Here is a 19,474-nt window from a genome sequence, read left to right as displayed (position 1 = left end):
CCGGCCGCGCGTACGCCGTGGTGACCGACCATTTCTTTCCCCGGCCGGGGAAAGATCAGCCCCTCCGGCGTTTGAGGAGCGGGGTCTGGGGCGGAGCCCCAGGTACGGGAAGGGTAGGGGCGGAGGGGGCGAAAAACGGCTTGGGGCGATGGCCCGGGGAACCCCGGGGTCCGGGAAGGGCCGAGGGGGTGGGCCCCGCCCCCGGGGACCGTCGGGTTGTGGGGTCGAGGGCCATCGGATTGTGGGTGGAAGGCGTCGGGCTCCCGAGGCGAGGGGCGGGGCAGGCCCGTCCCGGGGGCAGAAAACCCTCCGCCGCCCCGGGGCTGTACAAGCCGCTACGCGCGTAGATATGCTCGTCTGGTGACCATGCCCACCTCTGCAACCTCCCCCAAGCTCTCGACTCCGCTCGAGCAGGGTGGCGCCCCCACCCACGCACTCGGCGACGTAACCGCGTCCGACAGCACGCTGCGCCGCTTCCTCCACGGGCTGCCCGGCGTCGACGCGGTCGGCCTGGAGGCGCGCGCCGCCTCGCTCGGCACCCGTTCCATCAAGACCACCGCGAAGGCGTACGCCATCGACCTCGCCATCTCGATGGTCGACCTGACGACGCTGGAAGGCGCGGACACCCCGGGCAAGATCCGGGCGCTCGGCGCCAAGGCGGTCCTCCCGGACCCGACCGACCGCACGGCGCCCAGCACGGCGGCCGTCTGTGTCTATCCCGACATGGTGGCCGTCGCGAAGGAGGCCGTCGCCGGTTCCGGGGTGAAGGTCGCCTCGGTCGCGACCGCGTTCCCGGCCGGCCGCGCCGCGCTCGACGTGAAGCTGGCCGACGTGCGCGACGCCGTCGCCGCGGGCGCCGACGAGATCGACATGGTCATCGACCGCGGGGCGTTCCTCGCGGGCAGATACTTGAAGGTGTACGACGAGATCGTCGCCGTGAAGGAGGCCTCGGGCGCCGCCCGCCTGAAGGTCATCTTCGAGACCGGCGAGCTGTCGACGTACGACAACATCCGGCGGGCGAGCTGGCTCGGCATGCTGGCCGGGGCCGACTTCATCAAGACCTCCACCGGCAAGGTGGCCGTGAACGCGACGCCCGCGAACACGCTGCTGATGCTGGAGGCCGTCCGTGACTTCCGCGCCCAGACCGGCGTACAGGTCGGCGTGAAGCCGGCCGGCGGCATCCGCACGACCAAGGACGCCGTCAAGTTCCTGGTCCTGGTGAACGAGACGGCGGGTGAGGACTGGCTGGACAACCACTGGTTCCGCTTCGGCGCCTCCTCGCTCCTGAACGACCTGCTGATGCAGCGCCAGAAGCTGGCCACCGGCCGCTACTCCGGCCCCGACTACGTGACGGTGGACTGATCCATCATGGCTTCCGCATTCGAATACGCACCGGCGCCCGAGTCCCGCTCCGTCGTCGACATCGCTCCCTCCTACGGCCTGTTCATCGACGGTGAGTTCACCGAGGCCGCCGAGGGCAAGGTCTTCAAGACCGTCTCCCCCTCCACCGAAGAGGTCCTCTCCGAGATCGCCCGGGCGGGCGAGGCGGACGTCGACCGCGCGGTGAAGGCCGCCCGCAAGGCCTTCCAGAAGTGGTCCGCGCTGCCAGGCTCCGAGCGCGCCAAGTACCTGTTCCGCATCGCGCGGATCATCCAGGAGCGCAGCCGTGAGCTGGCCGTCCTGGAGACGCTGGACAACGGCAAGCCGATCAGGGAGACCCGGGACGCCGACCTCCCGCTGGTCGCCGCGCACTTCTTCTACTACGCGGGCTGGGCCGACAAGCTCGACCACGCCGGCTTCGGCGCGAACCCGCGTCCGCTGGGCGTCGCGGGCCAGGTCATCCCGTGGAACTTCCCGCTGCTGATGCTGGCGTGGAAGATCGCCCCGGCTCTCGCGACCGGCAACACGGTCGTCCTCAAGCCCGCCGAGACCACGCCCCTGACGGCGCTGTTCTTCGCGGACATCTGCCGTCAGGCGGGCCTGCCCAAGGGCGTCGTGAACATCCTTCCCGGGTACGGCGACGCGGGCGCGGCCCTCGTGGCGCACCCGGACGTGGACAAGGTGGCCTTCACCGGCTCCACCGCCGTCGGCAAGGCGATCGCCCGCCAGATCGCGGGCACGCACAAGAAGGTCACACTCGAACTGGGCGGCAAGGGCGCGAACATCGTCTTCGACGACGCCCCGATCGACCAGGCCGTCGAGGGCATCGTCAGCGGCATCTTCTTCAACCAGGGCCAGGTCTGCTGCGCGGGTTCGCGGCTGCTGGTCCAGGAGTCGATCCACGACGAGCTGCTCGACTCGCTCAAGCGCCGCCTGTCGACGCTGCGCCTCGGCGACCCGCTCGACAAGAACACGGACATCGGCGCGATCAACTCCGAGGAGCAGCTCTCGCGCATCACCTCGCTCGTCGAGCAGGGCGAGGCCGAAGGCGCCGAGCGCTGGTCCCCGGCCTGTGAACTGCCCTCCTCCGGCTACTGGTTCGCCCCGACGCTGTTCACGAACGTCACCCAGGCGCACACCATCGCCCGCGACGAGATCTTCGGCCCGGTGCTGTCGGTCCTGACGTTCCGCACCCCGGACGAGGCGGTCGCCAAGGCCAACAACTCCCCGTACGGCCTCTCGGCGGGCATCTGGAGCGAGAAGGGCTCCCGCATCCTCGCCGTCGCGAACAAGCTCCGCGCGGGTGTCGTCTGGTCCAACACGTTCAACAAGTTCGACCCGACCTCGCCGTTCGGCGGGTACAAGGAGTCGGGCTTCGGCCGCGAGGGCGGCCGGCACGGCCTGGAGGCGTACCTCGCCCCGTCTAGCCCGGAGGGCGAGCGATAAATGAGTGCAGCCGAGAAGTCCGAGCAGCAGCGCCTGAGTGTCTTCAAGACCTACAAGCTGTACGTGGGCGGCAAGTTCCCGCGTTCCGAGAGCGGCCGGGTGTACGAGGTGAGCGACTCCAAGGGCAAGTGGCTGGCGAACGCTCCGCAGTCGAGCCGCAAGGACGCCCGTGACGCGGTCGTCGCGGCGCGCAAGGCGTTCGGCGGCTGGTCCGGCGCCACGGCGTACAACCGCGGTCAGATCCTGTACCGCGTCGCCGAGATGCTGGAGGGCCGCAAGGAGCAGTTCGTCCGCGAGGTGGCCGACGCGGAGGGTCTGTCGAAGGCGAAGGCCGCGGCCGTCGTCGACGCGGCGATCGACCGCTGGGTCTGGTACGCGGGCTGGACCGACAAGATCGCCCAGGTCGTGGGCGGCGGCAACCCGGTCGCGGGCCCGTTCTTCAACCTGTCCTCCCCCGAGCCGACCGGTGTCGTCACCGTGCTCGCCCCGCAGGAGTCGTCGTTCCTCGGTCTGGTCTCCGTGATCGCCCCGGTGATCGCGACCGGCAACACGGTGATCGTGATCGCCAGCGAGAAGTCCCCGCTCCCGGCGCTTTCGCTGGGCGAGGTGCTGGCCACCTCCGACCTGCCGGGCGGGGTCGTCAACGTCCTGTCCGGCCGGACCGGGGAGATCGCGGCCCCGCTCGCCGCGCACCAGGACGTCAACGCGATCGACCTCGCCGGCGCGGACGACGTACTGGCGAAGGAACTGGAGATCGCGGCCGCGGACAACCTGAAGCGCGTCCTTCGTCCACAGGCTGTGGATTACGCGCGGACTCCCGGCACGGGGCGCCTCACGGCCTTCCTGGAGACGAAGACGGTCTGGCACCCGACGGGCTCCCTGGGCGCCGGGGGCTCGTCGTACTGAGTCCCGGCGTGCCCGTCCCGCCCGCGGTGGCGCCGACGCCATGAGACGCCGGGGCCCCGATCCGTGTCCCCGGGGCCCCGGGTACGAAAGAGCCGCGCTTCCCCTCCGTCCAGGGGGAGCGCGGCTCTCTCATGTCCCGGGCCGCCTGCGGCCCGCGCGGGTCGTGTCAGTGCAGCAGCCCGGTCACCTGGCCGAGCACCGGGACGCCGCCGATCGACTGCGCCTGCGCCACCGGGCCCGTCAGCGCCTTGGAGGTCAGCGGCTTGAAGTCGGCGAGCTGGGTGCCGACGCCGTTGTCGAGCGGGTCTACACCGGTACCGGCCAGCGGGTTGGGCTTGAGGCCCTCGACGGGGCCCGTGACATACCCCACGGTCCCGGTCAGCGCCGTCAGACCCGCCTGCGGATCGACGTTGCCGAGGGAGGCGGGCCGGGTGCGCGGGGCGTCCACGGCGGCCGTGTCCGCGAAGGCGGGTACGGCCGCGGCCGTACCGGCGGCGGCCACGCCGACCGCCGCGGCGATCCGCACGGTCGTACGGGCCAGGGTGTTCCGCTGGGCTGCGTGTCGCGCCATCAGGTTTTCCTCTTCGGCAGGCGGAGATGGGAGGACGGAGGTGGGGAGCGGAGTGCGATCGATGCGACACGCAGAGTAGTTGAACCGGGCCGCGCCCGGGCCGTCTCCGCGGCGGATTCGCCCCTGCGGGTCAACAGGCATATCAGCGCCACTCGTCACATCGGTCCGACATCCGTCCGCACGTACGGCAAAGCCGGGGATAATGAACGGGATCCGCGCCGACGCGCGGCCCGCCGGACCCGTCACAGAAGGTACAGACCATTGGGTTCCCCTCTCCCGATACCCGCCCGCGTGGTGCTGCTCTGCGGACCCTCCGGCTCCGGGAAGTCCCTTCTCGCCGCCGCCTCCGGGCTCCCCGTGCTGCGCCTCGACGACTTCTACAAAGAGGCCACGGACCCGACGCTGCCCCAGGTCGAGGACAGCGAGGACATCGACTGGGACCACCCGCGGTCGTGGGACGCGGACACCGCCGTCGCCGCGATCGAGGAACTGTGCCGTACGGGACGTACGACCATCCCCGTCTACGACATCTCCCTGAGCGCCCGCACCGGGACCGAGGCCCTGGGCATCGACGGGTCGCCGCTGTTCATCGCGGAGGGGATCTTCGCCGCCGAGATCGTCGAGCGCTGCCGCGAACTCGGCGTTCTCGCCGACGCGTTGTGCCTGTCCCGGGGCGCGGTCACGACGTTCCGGCGCCGTTTCGTGCGGGATCTGAAGGAGGGCCGCAAGTCGGTTCCCTTCCTGCTGCGGCGCGGCTGGCGGCTGATGCGCTCCGAGCGTTCCATCGTGGCGCGCCAGGCCGCCCTGGGCGCCCACCCCTGCGACCGGGACGAGGCCCTCGGCCGGCTGACGGCCGCCTCGGCAGCCCGGCAGACGTCCGCCCCCACGACGGCCGCCCAGAACAGGTAGCTCCGCACCGCTTCGCGGGGACACCGCCCGCGACCGCCTGCTCCCACCGGGGCCGCGTCCGCCGGCTCCCGGAGAACGAAAGAAGGTCCAAGCGGACCCCCGACCGCCTGGACCTTCTTCCGTTTCCCCCGTGGTCCCCCGTGACACGGTTGATTCCCGTGACCCGTTTCCCCGTGACCCCGTCGGTGTCGGCTCCCCCCGGAACCGACTTCCCGTCACCGGCTCCCCACGGAACCGGCCCCCCGCACCCTTCAGGCGACAAGCTCCCCGAAGGACTCCTCCTCGTCACGGCCGAAGCTGAGGACCTCGTCCTCGCGCATCCGGCGGAGCGACCGCCAGATGCTGGACTTCACCGTGCCGACACTGATGCCGAGAATCTCCGCGATCTCCGGGTCGGTGCGGCCCTCGTAGTAGCGCAGGACCAGCATCGTGCGCTGGAGTTCGGGCAGCCGGGCGAGCGCCTGCCACAGGACCGCGCGCAGTTCGGTGCCGCGCATCGCGTCCGTGTCGCCGGGCGCCTCCGGCAGCTCCTCGGTCGGGTACTCGTTCAGCTTGCGGCGGCGCCACGCGCTGATGTGCAGATTGGTCATGGTGCGGCGGAGGTAGCCCCCGACCGCGGCCTTGTCACTGATCCGGTCCCAGGCCCGGTACGTCGAGAACAGCGCGCTCTGGAGCAGGTCCTCGGCCTCGAAGCGGTCACCGGTCAGGTGGTAGGCGGTTGCGTACAGGGAGGCGCGGCGCTCCTGGACGTAGGCGGTGAAGGCCGCTTCGGCCTCCGCGCTCCCCGCCCCGGAGCGACGCTCCCCCGTGCCCTCCCCGTACGCGGCTCCCCCGTGAGCCTTCCCCCCCGTCGTGCCCACGGCGGCAGGCGCCGTGGTGTTCTCCCCCGTGAAACCGTCAACCACCGTCATGTAACCGGTGTGCTGACGCCCGGCACCGCGAGCGCACCCCCGTCCGGTCACGCTGCCGGACTTCTCCGCCCGGGTGACGTCGTGGAGCCGCGTGACAACTGCGCTAGTGCTGGTGCTGTGCAGCGTGTCCATCTCGCGCCCCCCGTCGTGGAGTCCCGGATCTTCGGTTCGTTCCGTCGTGCGTCCTGCCTTGTGTCGAAAAGCTTGCCGGGCCCACTTCATGGCCGTGTCCGCCGACTGTCACAGACCTGTCACAGGGCCCCTCTTCAGGCGCGGCACAGCACGATCACAGAGAAGAGCGGTACGACTACGCAGACGACCACTCGGGCCCCGGCCAGTGCCCGCGAGGGCAACCGATGTGCCCGGGAGACGAGTGGGAGCGCTCCAACAGTCGATACCCGGGCATGACATGGGCCAGAATGACGTTCGTGCCTTCCCTGTTGCTGATCGAGGACGACGACGCCATCCGGACGGCCCTGGAGCTCTCTTTGACGCGCCAGGGACACCGGGTGGCCACCGCTGCCACCGGCGAGGACGGTCTGAAGCTGCTGCGCGAGCAGCGACCGGATCTGATCGTGCTGGATGTGATGCTGCCCGGCATCGACGGTTTCGAGGTGTGCCGGCGCATCCGGCGCACCGACCAGCTGCCGATCATCCTGCTGACCGCGCGCAGCGACGACATCGACGTCGTGGTCGGACTGGAGTCCGGCGCCGACGACTATGTCGTCAAGCCCGTGCAGGGCCGGGTGCTCGACGCCCGGATCCGTGCCGTGCTGCGCCGCGGCGAGCGGGAGGCGAACGACTCGGCGTCGTTCGGCTCGCTGGTCATCGACCGTGCCGCGATGACGGTCACCAAGAACGGTGAGGATCTGCAACTGACTCCCACCGAGCTGCGGTTGCTCCTGGAGCTGAGCCGCAGGCCCGGACAGGCCCTGTCCCGGCAGCAGTTGCTGCGTCTGGTGTGGGAGCACGACTACCTGGGCGACTCGCGCCTGGTCGACGCCTGTGTGCAGCGGCTGCGCGCGAAGGTGGAGGACGTGCCGTCCTCGCCCACCCTGATCCGTACCGTGCGCGGCGTGGGCTACCGGCTGGACAATCCTCAGTGACCAAACCGCAGGACAAGCTCCGCGGCTGGGCCGCGGCGCGCAAGGCGTTGCTGTCCGGTCTTCGCTTCACCAGTCTTCGGCTGCGTCTGGTCGTGGTGTTCGGACTCGTCGCGCTCACGGCCGCGGTGTCCGCCTCGGGCATCGCGTACTGGCTCAACCGCGAGGCCGTGCTGACACGTACCCAGGACGCCGTGCTGCGCGACTTCCAGCAGGAGATGCGCAACCACGCGAGCATGCTGCCCGTGCATCCTGCGCAGGACGAACTCCAGCGCACGGCAGGGCAGATGGCGAACAGCAGCCAGCGCTTCAGCGTGCTGCTGACCGCCGAGGACGTCGACGGCAAGATGATCACCGGTAACTCCGAGCTGGACACGTTCACGCTGGAGGACGTACCGAAGTCCCTGCGCACGGCGGTGAACAAGCAGCAGCCGCTGTCCTCGGCCAACAAGTCGGCGTACCACCTGTACTGGCAGCGGATCACCGAGCACGACAAGTCGTACCTCGTGGGCGGGGCCCGCGTGATCGACGGCAGCACGACCGGTTACATGCTCAAGTCCCTGGAGCCGGAGGCCAAGGACCTCAACTCCCTGGCCTGGTCCCTGGGGATCGCGACGGGGCTCGCCCTGATCGGCTCCGCGCTGCTCGCCCAGGCGGCCGCGACCACGGTCCTCAAGCCGGTCCACCGGCTGGGCATCGCCGCCCGCAGGCTCGGCGAGGGCAAGCTGGACACCCGGCTCCGCGTCTCCGGCACGGACGAACTCGCCGATCTGTCACGGACGTTCAATCGGACGGCGGAGGCGCTGGAGAAGCGGGTCGCGGACATGAGCGCGCGGGACGAGGCGTCCCGCCGGTTCGTCGCCGACATGTCCCACGAACTGCGGACTCCGCTCACCGCGATCACCGCCGTCACCGAGATCCTCGAAGAGGAACTGGACGCGGAGACCGGCAGCGTCGACCCGATGATCGAGCCGGCCGTACGGCTGGTCGTCAGCGAGACCCGCCGTCTGGGCGACCTCGTGGAGAACCTGATGGAGGTGACCCGCTTCGACGCGGGCACGGCCCGGCTCATCCTCGACTACGTGGACATCGCGGACCAGATCACCGCGTGCATCGACGCGCGCGCCTGGCTGGACGCCGTCGACCTGGACGCCGAGCGCGGCATGATGGCGCGGCTCGACCCGCGCCGGCTCGACGTCATCCTGGCGAACCTGATCGGCAACGCGCTCAAGCACGGCGGTTCACCGGTGCGGGTGTCGGTGCGGGTGGCGGGCGAGGAACTGGTCATCGAGGTGCGGGACCACGGTCCCGGCATCCCCGAGGACGTCCTGCCGCACGTCTTCGACCGGTTCTACAAGGCCAGCGCGTCCCGCCCGCGCTCCGAGGGCAGCGGTCTCGGCCTGTCCATCGCCCTGGAGAACGCGCACATCCACGGCGGCGAGATCACCGCGGCGAACTCCGCCGAAGGAGGGGCCGTGTTCACGCTGCGCCTGCCGCAGGACGCGTCGGAACTGCTCGCCGACGACCTGCGGGGCCGTGACGGCTCCGCGCCCGGGAACGGCACGGAAGGCACCGCCGGATGACCACCGCACACCCCACCGGCCCACGGACACGCACACCTTCCCGGCGGAGGGTGCCTCGCTGGTCGGCCGTCCCGCTGCTCGCCCTGCTGCTCACCGGGTGCGGTATCCGTCCCACCCAGGTACCCACCGACTTCGGTCCGGCTCCCTCGCGGGTGCCCTGCGCGCTCTCCGGCCCCGACATCAGCACCCAGTCCTCGCACGGGGTGCCGGTCCAGGTCTTCCTGCTCTGCTCGGAACAGCTGGTGACGGTCGACCGGTCGGTGCGCATCCCGGACGGTACGGCGGAGGCGGCACGCCGGGTCCTGGTGGCCCAGGCGCTGCTGGACGAGCTCGCCGTGGCGCCGTCGACGCCCGAGGAGCAGGCCGGGTACACGACGGACGTACGCGGCGGCATGACGGTCAGCGGGCCCCGGGGCGGGGACCCCGAGGACACGCTGCGGCTGAGCACCTCGCCGCAGGACCTCACGCCGACGGCCCTCGCGCAGATCATCTGCACCTTCTCGGACTCGGCCGCGGCGCGGGACGACGGCAGCGTCGTTCTCGGAGGTCCCGCCCCCGCCGCCCTGCGCAGTTACGAGTGCACCCCCGAGACGCGTGCCGCCCCCGGCGACAACGCCCCGACGGCCACGGCGGTCCAGGGTTCGTAACGCTGCGGGGCCGAAACCCATCGCAGCGGAACCGATCGTGCCGGACCCCGCGTCTTGGGGGGCGTGCAGCGTCAAGGTTCAGAGGACGGCAGCGCCGTCACCCGCGTCCGTGTGGCAGGAGGTGTCCTCCTCGTCGCACACCTGGCGCTCGTCGCCTGGATCACGCTGCGTCCGCTGGACGTCCCCTGGGTGAGTGCCGCGAACCTGCGGCCCTTCGCGGGTATCAGAGCCGACCTCGCACTGGGCCCCGAGGTGGCGGCCCGGCGTATCGCCGCGGGCCTCGGGCTGCTCGCTCCGCTGAGTGTGCTGCTCCCGATGGCGGGGGGCAGGCTCACCGTCTCCCCGCTCGGCTCGCTCCTGCGCACGACGGCGGTCGGCGTGCTGCTGTCGCTGGGCATAGAGCTGCTCCAGACCGGGGTGCCCGGCCAGGTCGTGGACATCGACTCGATCATGCTGAACACCGTCGGCGTGGCCCTCGCGCACCTCGCGATCGTGCCCGCCGCCCGGGCCGCGCTCCGCCGCAGGTCCGAGACGCGCCGCAGGGCGGCCGTCCTCCGGGAGGACCACGCTCAGGGTCGGACCCCGACGATTCCCAGGGTCGGGATCGCTCCCTGGAGCGAGGCTTCGCGCACGTCGTCCTCGTAACGTTGAAGACATCGGTGAGGCACCGATGAGAACGACGAAGCCGGCCCCGCCGGCACCCGACGACGGTTTCGCGAAGAAGCCACCATGACCGCCCTTGCCCGCCCCACGAACGGCCGCATGATCGGCGGAGTCTGTGCTGCGCTGGCACGGCGCTTCGGCACCTCGGCGACGACGATGCGCGTCGTCTTCCTTCTCTCCTGTCTGCTTCCCGGCCCGCAGTTCGTGCTCTACATAGCGCTGTGGATCCTCTTCCCCTCCGAGGACCGGGTCTCCCGCAACGCCTGGTGAACCCGGGCCAGGCACCCGGCGGCTGCCGGCAGGGCACACGGCGAACGCCGGTGGGGCGCACCCGAGACGGGTGCGCCCCACCGGCGTTCGTACGGCGGGGTTCGGCGCGGCCGGAACGAGCGCGGCCGGTCCTCGTACGGCCGGAAGGCCCCGAGCTCGGACAGGCAGGGGACTCTCCGTCCGCCGGAGGGCGCCTACCGGGCGTGTCAGCCCAGCGGGATCCCGTTGACCGGCAGTCCGTGCGTGGGCAGCCCCTGGAGCGGCAGGCCCCCGAGCAGTCCGGCCACGGGCGCGGCCGGCCCGTCGGCGAGCAGACGCGTGGCGGCGGGCTTCGCGGCGGCCACACCCGTGCCGAGGGCGCTCTGGCCCTGGGCGAGCGCCTGGCCGGCACCGGGCAGCGCGGAGGCGACGTTCTCGGCGGGCAGCGTCCTGGTGACGGTGTCCAGCGCCGAGGAGGCGTCCGGCACGGCCGGGGCGGCGTTCGCGGCACCCGCGCCGACGGCGGCGAAAGCGGCGCCGAGAGCGGCGACACCGAGAGTCTTGACGGCAGACTGCTTCATCGTGAATGCGTCCTTGGGGTGGGTGATACGGGTATGTGAGCGGTCCAGAACCGTAATCACGCAATCCCACCGTCCGCAAACATCGAAAAGCGGCCGAGTCATGGAGGAGAAGTGAAGACCCGGCCGCTTTCCCTTCGCTTCGATCAGGCCTGTTCTCCCGTGGAACCGCTGGTGGAAGCGGTCTGCTGGAACAGCCATTCGGACTTCAATTCTGCATATCCGGGCTTGACGACGTCATTGATCATGGCCAGTCGTTCATCGAAAGGAATGAATGCTGACTTCATAGCATTGACCGAGAACCACTGCATGTCGTCGAGCGAGTAACCGAACGCCTCGACCAGGTGCTCGAATTCCCGGCTCATGCTCGTACCCGACATCAGTCTGTTGTCGGTATTGACCGTGGCACGGAAATGAAGGCGTCGCAGCAGCCCGATGGGGTGGGCCGCGTACGAGTCGGCGGCACCGGTCTGGAGGTTGGAGCTGGGGCACAGCTCCAGCGGGATGCGCTTGTCGCGGACGTACGAGGCGAGCCGCCCGAGTTCGACCGAGCCGTCCTCGCGGACCTTGATGTCGTCGATGATGCGGACGCCGTGCCCGAGCCGGTCGGCGCCGCACCACTGGAGGGCCTGCCAGATGGACGGCAGGCCGAACGCCTCACCGGCGTGGATCGTGAAGTGGTTGTTCTCGCGCTTGAGGTACTCGAAGGCGTCGAGGTGCCGGGTGGGCGGGAATCCGGCCTCGGCTCCCGCGATGTCGAAGCCGACGACGCCCGAGTCGCGGTAGCGGTTGGCGAGTTCGGCGATCTCCAGGGCACGGGCCGCGTGCCGCATCGCGGTCAGCAGGGCGCCGACCCGGATGCGGTGCCCGTTCTCCCGGGCCAGCCGTTCCCCTTCCCGGAAGCCTTCGTTGACCGCCTCGACGACCTCTTCGAGGCTGAGGCCGCCCTCCAGGTGCTGCTCGGGCGCGTACCGCACCTCGGCGTAGACGACCCCGTCCTCGGCCAGGTCCTCGGCGCACTCGGCGGCGACCCGCACCAGGGCCTCGCGGGTCTGCATGACGGCGCAGGTGTGCGCGAAGGTCTCCAGGTACCGCTCCAGCGAACCGGAGTCGGCGGCCTCGCGGAACCAGATCCCGAGCTTGCCCGGATCGGTCTCGGGGAGCCCGGAGTAGCCGCTTTCGCGGGCGAGTTCGACGATCGTGCCGGGGCGCAGGCCCCCGTCGAGGTGATCGTGCAGCAGGACCTTGGGCGCCCGGCGGATCTGCTCCGAGCTCGGGATGTTCCGGATCTGGCTCGTCATTGCCGCACTGTAGCCCCTACGCGCGTAGATCTCCTGTTGTACACATCCGTCGATACGTAACGGTGACCGTGCGGACGGGTGGCGTACACCCTTGCTTCTGACACTGTTCTGTCATGGCACAGCAAGCGACGCCCGTTCGCAGGGCCCGGCTGGGAAGGACACTCGGCCCGGAGCCGACGGCGGTCAGCGGAGTTGTTCTGCTGCTGCCGGGCGGCGAGGAGAACTCGGCCCGAAGACCCTCACCGATGATGGCGACCGCCTCCGTAAGGGCGCTCGGGCGCCGGCTGAGCCGCGCCGGACGCGCGGAAGGCCTGGTCACCCACGTGGTGCACTACCGGGTCCGCGGCTGGAACGGCAGCGAGGCCCATCTCGCGGCCGACACGGCGTGGGCCGCCGACGAGATCGTCCGCCGCTACGGCGACGTGCCCGTATGCCTGGCCGGCATCGACATGGGCGGCCGGGCGGCGCTGCGCGCGGGCGGGCACCCGGCCGTCAACTCCGTGCTGGCGCTGGCACCCTGGCTGCCCGAGGACGATGTCGCCGCACCACCCGAACCGGTGAAACAACTGGCCGGACGGCGCGTGCTGATCGTGCACGGCACCAACGACGCCCGTACCGACCCGGAGTTGTCCTTCCGGCTCGCGGCACGCGCGAAGAAGGCCAACCGTGGCATCTGCCGCTTCGAGGTCCACTCGGACGGGCACGCGCTGCACCAGCACCGGCACGAAGTCCTCGCCCTCGCGGAGGACTTCGTGCTGGGCTCGCTGTTCGGCCACTCCTACTCCCGCCCGGTCGAGGACGCGTTCGCCGCGCCGCCGCCCCTCGGCCTGCGGATGCCGCTCGCGGCGGGCTTCGGGCAGTCGTTGCGCCGATAGACACGTCCTGACAGTCGGCTCCCAGGCCCTGGCCCGGCTCACTCGGGCAGCAGGTGGCCGCGCCGGGAGAGCAGGAACTTCTTGAAGGCGGCCACCGGCGGGGTGTCCGGGTGGCCGTCCAGCCAGGCGACACCGATCTCGCGAACGGCGCGCGGGGCGGTGACCGTGAGTTCGACAACTCCCGGACGGGCGACGGCCGGTGGCGGAAGCAGGGCGACGCCGAGGCCGGCCGCGACGAGGCCCCGGAGTGTCTCGGCCTCCTCCCCCTCGAAGGCGATACGCGGCCGGAACCCCGCCTCCTGGCACAGGTCGTCGGTGATCCGCCGCATCCCGTAGCCGGGTTCCAGGGTCACGAAGATCTCGTCCGCCGCCTCGGCGAGACGGACGCGCCTGCGCCCGGCGAGCGGATGGTCGGCGGGCACGACCAGGCGGAGCTTCTGCTCGTCGAGCCGGCGGCCCACCAGATCGGGCGCGTCCGGCACGGGCGAGGTCAGACACAGGTCCAGCTCGCCCGAGCGCAGCCGCTCCAGCATGGCCTCCCCGTAGTTCTGCACGAGACTGAAACGGACGCCCGGGTGATCGGCGCGGAACGCGCGGATCAGGCCCGGCACCGTCTCCGATCCCATCGTGTGGAGAAAACCGAACGCGACCTTGCCGGTGGCCGGGTCGGCGTCCGCGCGCACCTCCTCGGCGGCCCGCTCGACCTCGCCGAGGGCCCGCTCCACGGAGGAGAGGAAGGTGCGGCCCGCGGGGGTCAGCGAGACCGTGCGGCCATGGCGCGCGAACAGGTCGACGCCCAGGTCCTGTTCGAGCCGGACCATGGCGCGGGACAGGGTCGACTGCGGGACCCGCATCTGCTCCGCGGCCCGGGTGACGTGCTCGGTGCGGGCGACGCCGGCGAAGTACGCCAGGCGCGGAGCGAGCAGCCTCGCGAAGTGCGCGCCGTCTTCTGTGTCACTGAACGGTGACAGGTGAGCCTCTGACCTCTGCTGATGCGCCATGGGATCGATTATGGCGATTCCATGCATTGGACGGATGAACGGCGGGTCCTTAGGTTCGAGGTATGCCTTCCGCCAGTACCGAGGCGCCCGTCACCACGGGCGCCGCCGCCTCCGCTCCAGCCGCCTCCGTCACCGCCTCCGTGTCCGTCCCCGACGCCGACTCCCGTATGGCCCCCGGCGGCCCCGGCTACCGCCGGATGAGCCTCGCGCTCTTCCTCGCCGGCGTCGCGACCTTCGCGCTCCTCTACTCCACCCAGGCCCTGCTCCCGCTGATCTCCTCGGACCTCGGGGTGAGCGCGGGCCGGGCGAGCTGGACGGTGTCGGCCGCGACGGGCGGGCTCGCGCTGTTCGTGCTGCCGATGAGCGCGCTGTCGGAGCGCTTCGGGCGGCGTACGGTGATGACGGCGTCCCTGGCGGTGGCGGTCACCGTCGGTCTCCTGGTCCCCTTCGCGCCGTCGATCGGGGCGCTGGTGGCGCTGCGGGCGGTCCAGGGCGCGGCGCTCGCGGGACTTCCGGCGTCGGCGACGGCGTATCTGGCGGAGGAGGTCCGCCCCAAGGCTCTGATCACCGCGATCGGTCTGTTCGTCGCGGGCAACAGTGTCGGCGGGATGAGCGGCCGGATCATCACCGGCTGGGTGGCGCAGGAATGGGGCTGGCGGGCGGCCGTCGCCACGATCGGGCTGGTCGCCGTGGCCTGCGCGGTGGCCTTCCGGCTGCTGCTGCCGGCGCCGCGGCACTTCACGCAGGGTTCGCTGCGGCCCCGGGTGCTGGCCCGCACGGTCCGCGACCACCTGTCGAACCCGCTGCTGTGCCGGCTGTACGCGATCGGCGCGCTGTTCATGATGGTCTTCGGCGGGGTCTACACGGTCATCGGCTACCGCTTGGGCGAGGCTCCCTTCTCGCTCCCGCAGGGCATCGTCGGCTCGGTCTTCCTGGTCTATCTCGTCGGTACGGTGTCGGCGTCGACGGCGGGCCGGCTGGCCGGCCGGCTGGGCCGCCGAGGCTCCCTCTATCTGGCGGGCGCCACCACGACCGCCGGGCTGCTCCTCTCCCTCGCCGGCTCCCTGGCGCTGGTCCTGCTCGGTCTGGTCCTGATCACCGCGGGCTTCTTCGCGGGCCACGCGGTGGCCTCGTCGTCGGTGAGCCACACCGCGAAGGAGGGGCGGGCGCAGGCTTCGGCCCTCTACCAGTCCTCGTACTACATCGGCTCGAGCGCAGGCAGCACGCTGGGCGCGGTCGCCTTCCACGCGGGAGGCTGGGCGGGCACGGTGGCCATGGGGCTGTTCGCGGTGCTGGGAGTCGTCTCGATCACCCTGTTCGGCTCGCGCGCGGCCCGCGTCGGGATGCGCGGCGCGCCCGCGCCGGCCCACTGAGGATCCGCCGTCGAGGGGCCCGGGGAGACCTCCGGGCCCCTCGACGCGTTCCGGAACACCCACCGCGACCTGCCGCTTTGTCCACTCCGGGCGCCATTGTCAGTGCCCTGCGGTAGCTTCCGAAGTGCCGGCGCGACGACGCGCGCATCGGAAACGGCCACAGGGGTGGGTTGGCGTGAGCGAGGGTACGGCGACGACGACGGACCTGGACGTCCGGCTGGAGAGGCACCGGGTCGAACTGACCGGGTACTGCTACCGCATGCTCGGCTCGTCCTTCGAGGCCGAGGACGCGGTGCAGGACACGATGGTCCGCGCCTGGCGCAGCTACGACAAGTTCGAGGGCCGTTCCTCGATGCGGTCCTGGCTCTACCGGATCGCGACGAACGTGTGCCTGGACATGCTCAACGCGGGCAATCGAAGGGCTCGTCCGATGGATCTCACGGCTCCCTCGCCGCTCGCGCAGGCCGCGCTCACCCCGCGCCCCGACAGCACCTGGCTGGAGCCGGTGCCGGACGCCCGGGTGCTGCCGTCGACCGGTGATCCGGCGGAGGCGGCGGTCGCCAAGGAGTCGGTGCGCCTGGCCTTCATGGCGGCCCTCCAGCAGCTGCCGCCCAAGCAGCGCGCGGTCCTCATCCTGCGTGAGGTCCTCGCGTGGCGGGCGAGCGAGGTCGCCGAGCTCCTCGGAACCACGGTCGCCTCGGTCAACAGCGCGCTCCAGCGGGCCCGCGCCACCCTCGCGGAGAAGGCCGAGGCGGGCGCGGACGCCGCCGTCTCCGATCCGCTCGACGAGGAGCAGCAGAAGCTCCTGGAGCGCTACGTGGCGGCCTTCGAGGGGTACGACATGACGGCCCTGACGGCGCTTCTGCACGAGGACGCGGTCATGACGATGCCGCCGTTCGACCTGTGGCTGCGCGGCCCCCAGGACATCACGGGCTTCATGACGACGCTGGGAGCGGCCTGCGCCGGCTCGCGGCTGGTCCCGGTCGAGGTCAACGGCCTGCCTGGCTTCGCCCAGTACAAGCCGGACGAGGACGGCCGCGGCCACACGGCTTGGGCGGTGCAGGCGCTGGAGATCTCAAAGGGGCGCCTCACCGGGTTCCACTTCTTCCTGGACACGGCCCGCTGGTTCCCCCTCTTCGGGCTCCCCCTGCGTCTCGACGGATCCGAGGAGGCCGGGACTCCCGGAGACCGGGCAGCCGGCGGGTCCGGAGCCGTCGCAGGTCTCGAAGCGGAGGCCGACGAGGTCGAGTAGGGCGCGCAGCGCCGGGTCCGGGCCGTGCAGGCGTATCCGGCCGCCCGCCCGGCGGGCCGCCAGTTCCATGCGGGCCAGTGCGTCGAGGACGGTGAGTCCCGGCGGCCCGAGGCCCGTGACATCGCAGACCACGACCCCGCGGCCGGTCGTCCCGAGGAGTGCCCGGACGGCCTCGCAGAGCCGGGGTACCTCGTCCCGGGTGACGAGTCCTGGCAGCACGAGCACGGCCGGTTTCGCGGAGTCCACGGTCAGTAGACCGGCCGGCGGCCGTGAACTCATCGCGGGCGGCGCGGAAGATCACATTGACCCGCGCCCGGTCCTCCCTCTTGGGTTGGATGCATGCCCCATGAACCGGTTCCGCCACGGATACCCGACGGCCTCACGCCCGGCTCCCTGCCCGCCGAGGGGGTGCCGTGCGAGGGGTGCTGACGGGCTTCGCGGTGATCGCCGTCGTCATCGGCGTCGGGTACGTCATCGGGCGGCGCGGTTCTCTCGGGGAGAACGGGCGGGAGGTGCTGACGAAGCTGGCCTTCCATGTGGCGTCGCCCGCGCTGCTGTTCACGACGCTCGCGGGGGCCGACCTGTCGGTCGTCTTCTCCAGCCGGCTGCTGGTGACGGCGATGAGCACGGCCGCGGTGGCCGGGGTGTTCGTCACGGTGGGGGCCGTACGGGGCTGGGGCCTGGGCCGGACGACAATCGGCGCGCTCTGCTCCAGTTACGTCAACTCCGGCAACCTCGGTATCCCGATCGCCGTGTACGTGCTGGGCGACGCCTCGCTGGTGGCGCCCGTGCTGCTGTTCCAGCAGATCATGGTCACGCCGATCGCCCTGACCGTCCTCGATCTGTCCGGGGCGGGTGAGAAGGGCCCGCTGTGGCGGCGGCTGCTCACACCGCTGCGCAATCCCATCGCGGTCGGCTCGCTGAGCGGCGTCGCGGTCTCGGCGGCCGGGCTGAGCGTTCCGGGTCCGATCCTGGAACCGCTCCGGCTGATCGGCGGCATGTCGGTGCCCGCGGTGCTGCTGGCCTTCGGGATCTCGCTGTGCGGCAGTGCCCTGCCCGGGCGCGGCTCGGACCGGGGCCCGGTGCTGCTGTCGGTGGCGCTGAAGGCGGTGGGCCAGCCGCTGGCCGCCTGGGCGCTGGCCGTCGGCGTGTTCGGCCTCGGCGGCGCGCCGCTGCTCGACGTGGTGGTGACGTCGGCGCTGCCGGCCGCGCAGAACCTGTTCACGTACGCCTCGCGCTACCGGGTCGGCGAGTCCCTGGCCCGCGAGTCGATCCTGCTCTCGACGATCCTGGCCGTGCCGGTGCTCGTGGTGATCGCGGCCGCGCTCGGATGAGACGGCGACGGGGACCGGCGCGAAAGCACCGGTCCCCGTTCCTGGGTCTCGTGAGGATCAGGCGATCCGGTCCAGCACGATCGGCGTGGCCTTGAATTCCGTTCCGGCCGCGGCGACGTCGTACGAGCCCTCGACCGCCTGAAGCGCGTAGTCGAAGCGGTCCGGGGTGTCCGTGTGCAGGGTCATCAGGGGCTGGCCCGCCGTCACCGTGTCGCCCGGCTTGGCGTGCAGCTCGACACCCGCGCCGGCCTGCACCGGGTCCTCCTTGCGGGCGCGTCCGGCGCCCAGGCGCCAGGCGGCGATGCCGACGTCGTACGCGTCGAGGCGGGTCAGCACACCGGAGGCCGAGGCGGTCACGACATGCTGCTCGCGGGCGACGGGCAGCGTGGCGTCCGGGTCTCCGCCCTGGGCGGCGATCATGCGGCGCCACACGTCCATCGCGGAGCCGTCGGCGAGCGCCTTCGCCGGGTCGGCGTCCTTGACTCCGGCCGCGTCGAGCATCTCGCGGGCCAGGGCGATGGTGAGCTCGACGACGTCGGCGGGGCCGCCGCCGGCGAGGACCTCGACGGACTCGCGGACCTCCAGGGCGTTGCCCGCGGTCAGGCCGAGCGGCGTGGACATGTCGGTGAGGAGCGCGACGGTCCTGACGCCGTGGTCGGTGCCGAGGCCCACCATGGTGGAGGCCAGCTCGCGGGCGTCCTCGATGGTCTTCATGAAGGCGCCGGTGCCGACCTTCACGTCCAGGACCAGCGAGCCCGTGCCCTCGGCGATCTTCTTGGACATGATGGAGGAGGCGATGAGCGGGATCGCCTCGACCGTGCCGGTGACGTCGCGGAGCGCGTAGAGCTTCTTGTCGGCCGGGGCGAGGCCGTCGCCGGCCGCGCAGATGACCGCGCCGGTGGTGTCGAGGACGTGCAGCATCTCCTCGTTGGACAGCAGCGCGCGCCAGCCCGGGATCGACTCCAGCTTGTCCAGGGTGCCGCCGGTGTGGCCGAGGCCGCGTCCGGAGAGCTGGGGCACGGCGGCACCGCAGGCGGCGACGAGCGGGGCCAGCGGGAGGGTGATCTTGTCGCCGACGCCGCCGGTGGAGTGCTTGTCGGCGGTCGGGCGGGACAGGGAGGAGAACTCCATGCGCTCGCCCGAGGCGATCATCGCGGCCGTCCAGCGGGCGATCTCACGGCGGTTCATGCCGTTGAGCAGGATCGCCATGTTGAGGGCGGCCATCTGGTAGTCGGCGACCTCGCCGCGGGTGTACGCGTCGATGACCCAGTCGATCTGCTGGTCGCTGAGTTCGGCGCGGTCCCGCTTGGTGCGGATGACGGAGACGGCGTCCATGGCCATGACGTTCCTTCCGAAAGATGAGCGGCCCCTCCCGGATCGGTCGGTCGGGAG

19 protein-coding genes and 1 pseudogene are annotated in these 19,474 nt (G+C 71.3%); 13 read left to right on the top strand and 7 right to left on the bottom strand.

The features are described 5' to 3' along the window. The first annotated feature begins 366 nt into the window (after positions 1-366). Genes deoC through ABZV42_RS23320 form a run of 3 tightly spaced genes read left to right on the top strand, consistent with a single transcriptional unit; the run spans position 367 to position 3,732 of the window. Positions 367-1,362 (top strand): deoxyribose-phosphate aldolase, encoded by a 996-nt coding sequence (gene deoC / locus ABZV42_RS23330; protein ID WP_355975845.1) that lies wholly within the window; start codon positions 367-369, stop codon positions 1,360-1,362. Between the two features lie 6 nt (positions 1,363-1,368). Next, the gene (locus ABZV42_RS23325) at positions 1,369-2,826 is read left to right on the top strand and encodes an aldehyde dehydrogenase family protein (protein WP_355975847.1); all 1,458 of its coding nucleotides are present in this window, start codon (positions 1,369-1,371) and stop codon (positions 2,824-2,826) included. Further along, positions 2,827-3,732 carry an aldehyde dehydrogenase family protein gene (locus tag ABZV42_RS23320; protein ID WP_356053392.1) on the top strand — a complete coding sequence of 302 codons (906 nt, stop codon included), beginning with the start codon at positions 2,827-2,829 and terminating at the stop codon, positions 3,730-3,732. Positions 3,733-3,898: 166 nt separating this feature from the next. Here the strand turns inward: ABZV42_RS23320 and ABZV42_RS23315 are convergent, their stop codons facing one another. Next, positions 3,899-4,303, bottom strand: coding sequence for a hypothetical protein (locus ABZV42_RS23315; protein ID WP_355975851.1), 405 nt, complete (start codon positions 4,301-4,303; stop codon positions 3,899-3,901). A gap of 261 nt (positions 4,304-4,564) precedes the next feature. Between ABZV42_RS23315 and ABZV42_RS23310 the strand changes: the two genes are divergently transcribed. Continuing rightward, positions 4,565-5,212: a uridine kinase gene (locus ABZV42_RS23310; protein ID WP_355975853.1), complete on the top strand. Its 648-nt coding sequence runs from the start codon at positions 4,565-4,567 to the stop codon at positions 5,210-5,212. Positions 5,213-5,463: 251 nt separating this feature from the next. On the opposite strand, the gene ABZV42_RS23305 is transcribed toward ABZV42_RS23310, so the two are convergent. After that, positions 5,464-6,255 carry a SigE family RNA polymerase sigma factor gene (locus ABZV42_RS23305; RefSeq protein ID WP_356053391.1) on the bottom strand — a complete coding sequence of 264 codons (792 nt, stop codon included), beginning with the start codon at positions 6,253-6,255 and terminating at the stop codon, positions 5,464-5,466. Between the two features lie 296 nt (positions 6,256-6,551). Between ABZV42_RS23305 and afsQ1 the strand changes: the two genes are divergently transcribed. The 5 genes from afsQ1 to ABZV42_RS23280 all read left to right on the top strand — a co-directional run bounded on the left by afsQ1 (position 6,552) and on the right by ABZV42_RS23280 (position 10,389). Further along, positions 6,552-7,229, top strand: coding sequence for a two-component system response regulator AfsQ1 (afsQ1, locus tag ABZV42_RS23300; RefSeq protein ID WP_037625670.1), 678 nt, complete (start codon positions 6,552-6,554; stop codon positions 7,227-7,229). Further along, the gene (locus tag ABZV42_RS23295; RefSeq protein WP_355975857.1) at positions 7,226-8,809 is read left to right on the top strand and encodes a HAMP domain-containing sensor histidine kinase; all 1,584 of its coding nucleotides are present in this window, start codon (positions 7,226-7,228) and stop codon (positions 8,807-8,809) included. Before afsQ1 ends, ABZV42_RS23295 begins: the two co-directional genes overlap by 4 nt. A gap of 50 nt (positions 8,810-8,859) precedes the next feature. Then, positions 8,860-9,456 (top strand): hypothetical protein, encoded by a 597-nt coding sequence (locus ABZV42_RS23290; protein WP_356053389.1) that lies wholly within the window; start codon positions 8,860-8,862, stop codon positions 9,454-9,456. Between the two features lie 63 nt (positions 9,457-9,519). Further along, positions 9,520-10,101, top strand: coding sequence for a VanZ family protein (locus tag ABZV42_RS23285; RefSeq protein WP_356053387.1), 582 nt, complete (start codon positions 9,520-9,522; stop codon positions 10,099-10,101). Positions 10,102-10,185: 84 nt separating this feature from the next. Further along, positions 10,186-10,389, top strand: a complete 204-nt coding sequence (locus ABZV42_RS23280; RefSeq protein ID WP_355975863.1) for a PspC domain-containing protein — start codon at positions 10,186-10,188, stop codon at positions 10,387-10,389. Positions 10,390-10,595: 206 nt separating this feature from the next. Here ABZV42_RS23280 and ABZV42_RS23275 read toward each other — a convergent pair whose 3' ends face one another. After that, positions 10,596-10,949, bottom strand: coding sequence for an ATP-binding protein (locus ABZV42_RS23275; protein WP_355975865.1), 354 nt, complete (start codon positions 10,947-10,949; stop codon positions 10,596-10,598). Positions 10,950-11,092: 143 nt separating this feature from the next. After that, positions 11,093-12,247 carry an adenosine deaminase gene (locus tag ABZV42_RS23270; RefSeq protein WP_355975867.1) on the bottom strand — a complete coding sequence of 385 codons (1,155 nt, stop codon included), beginning with the start codon at positions 12,245-12,247 and terminating at the stop codon, positions 11,093-11,095. Positions 12,248-12,360: 113 nt separating this feature from the next. Here ABZV42_RS23270 and ABZV42_RS23265 point away from each other — a divergent pair, with 113 nt between their 5' ends. Beyond that, positions 12,361-13,122, top strand: a complete 762-nt coding sequence (locus ABZV42_RS23265; RefSeq protein WP_355975869.1) for an alpha/beta hydrolase — start codon at positions 12,361-12,363, stop codon at positions 13,120-13,122. 38 nt (positions 13,123-13,160) lie between these two features. On the opposite strand, the gene ABZV42_RS23260 is transcribed toward ABZV42_RS23265, so the two are convergent. Then, complete coding sequence (locus tag ABZV42_RS23260) at positions 13,161-14,123, bottom strand: LysR family transcriptional regulator (protein ID WP_355975870.1); 963 nt, start codon at positions 14,121-14,123, stop codon at positions 13,161-13,163. Between the two features lie 62 nt (positions 14,124-14,185). On the opposite strand from ABZV42_RS23260, the gene ABZV42_RS23255 reads away from it, so the two are divergent. Then, positions 14,186-15,496, top strand: a complete 1,311-nt coding sequence (locus tag ABZV42_RS23255; protein ID WP_355975872.1) for an MFS transporter — start codon at positions 14,186-14,188, stop codon at positions 15,494-15,496. A gap of 175 nt (positions 15,497-15,671) precedes the next feature. Beyond that, complete coding sequence (locus ABZV42_RS23250; protein ID WP_356053385.1) at positions 15,672-16,748, top strand: sigma-70 family RNA polymerase sigma factor; 1,077 nt, start codon at positions 15,672-15,674, stop codon at positions 16,746-16,748. A 39-nt stretch (positions 16,749-16,787) separates the two neighbouring features. Here ABZV42_RS23250 and ABZV42_RS23245 read toward each other — a convergent pair. Then, positions 16,788-17,027 (bottom strand): annotated as a pseudogene (locus ABZV42_RS23245) (hypothetical protein); the annotation flags it as partial. A gap of 134 nt (positions 17,028-17,161) precedes the next feature. On the opposite strand from ABZV42_RS23245, the gene ABZV42_RS23240 reads away from it, so the two are divergent. Continuing rightward, entirely contained in the window at positions 17,162-18,082 is a 921-nt protein-coding gene (locus ABZV42_RS23240; protein WP_355975876.1) for an AEC family transporter, read from the top strand. A 57-nt stretch (positions 18,083-18,139) separates the two neighbouring features. Here the strand turns inward: ABZV42_RS23240 and ABZV42_RS23235 are convergent, their stop codons facing one another. Beyond that, a complete protein-coding gene (locus ABZV42_RS23235) occupies positions 18,140-19,423 on the bottom strand; it encodes a thymidine phosphorylase (protein WP_355975878.1) in 1,284 nt (427 codons plus the stop codon). Positions 19,424-19,474: the final 51 nt, after the last annotated feature.

The organism is Streptomyces sp. NPDC005281 (assembly GCF_040607495.1).
Taxonomy (GTDB): Bacteria; Actinomycetota; Actinomycetes; order Streptomycetales; family Streptomycetaceae; genus Streptomyces.
Note: the sequence above shows the minus strand (reverse complement) of the source record. Positions and strands in the feature narration are given on the sequence as shown.

Coding starts and splice junctions, on each gene's coding strand:
- ABZV42_RS23255 (WP_355975872.1), top strand. CDS start 14,186: ATGCCTTCCGCCAGTACCGAGGCGCCCGTCACCACGGGCGCCGCCGCC.
- ABZV42_RS23280 (WP_355975863.1), top strand. CDS start 10,186: ATGACCGCCCTTGCCCGCCCCACGAACGGCCGCATGATCGGCGGAGTC.
- ABZV42_RS23305 (WP_356053391.1), bottom strand. CDS start 6,255: ATGGACACGCTGCACAGCACCAGCACTAGCGCAGTTGTCACGCGGCTC.
- ABZV42_RS23235 (WP_355975878.1), bottom strand. CDS start 19,423: ATGGCCATGGACGCCGTCTCCGTCATCCGCACCAAGCGGGACCGCGCC.
- ABZV42_RS23320 (WP_356053392.1), top strand. CDS start 2,827: ATGAGTGCAGCCGAGAAGTCCGAGCAGCAGCGCCTGAGTGTCTTCAAG.
- ABZV42_RS23260 (WP_355975870.1), bottom strand. CDS start 14,123: ATGGCGCATCAGCAGAGGTCAGAGGCTCACCTGTCACCGTTCAGTGAC.
- ABZV42_RS23275 (WP_355975865.1), bottom strand. CDS start 10,949: ATGAAGCAGTCTGCCGTCAAGACTCTCGGTGTCGCCGCTCTCGGCGCC.
- ABZV42_RS23270 (WP_355975867.1), bottom strand. CDS start 12,247: ATGACGAGCCAGATCCGGAACATCCCGAGCTCGGAGCAGATCCGCCGG.
- ABZV42_RS23325 (WP_355975847.1), top strand. CDS start 1,369: ATGGCTTCCGCATTCGAATACGCACCGGCGCCCGAGTCCCGCTCCGTC.
- deoC (WP_355975845.1), top strand. CDS start 367: ATGCCCACCTCTGCAACCTCCCCCAAGCTCTCGACTCCGCTCGAGCAG.
- ABZV42_RS23265 (WP_355975869.1), top strand. CDS start 12,361: ATGGCACAGCAAGCGACGCCCGTTCGCAGGGCCCGGCTGGGAAGGACA.
- ABZV42_RS23315 (WP_355975851.1), bottom strand. CDS start 4,303: ATGGCGCGACACGCAGCCCAGCGGAACACCCTGGCCCGTACGACCGTG.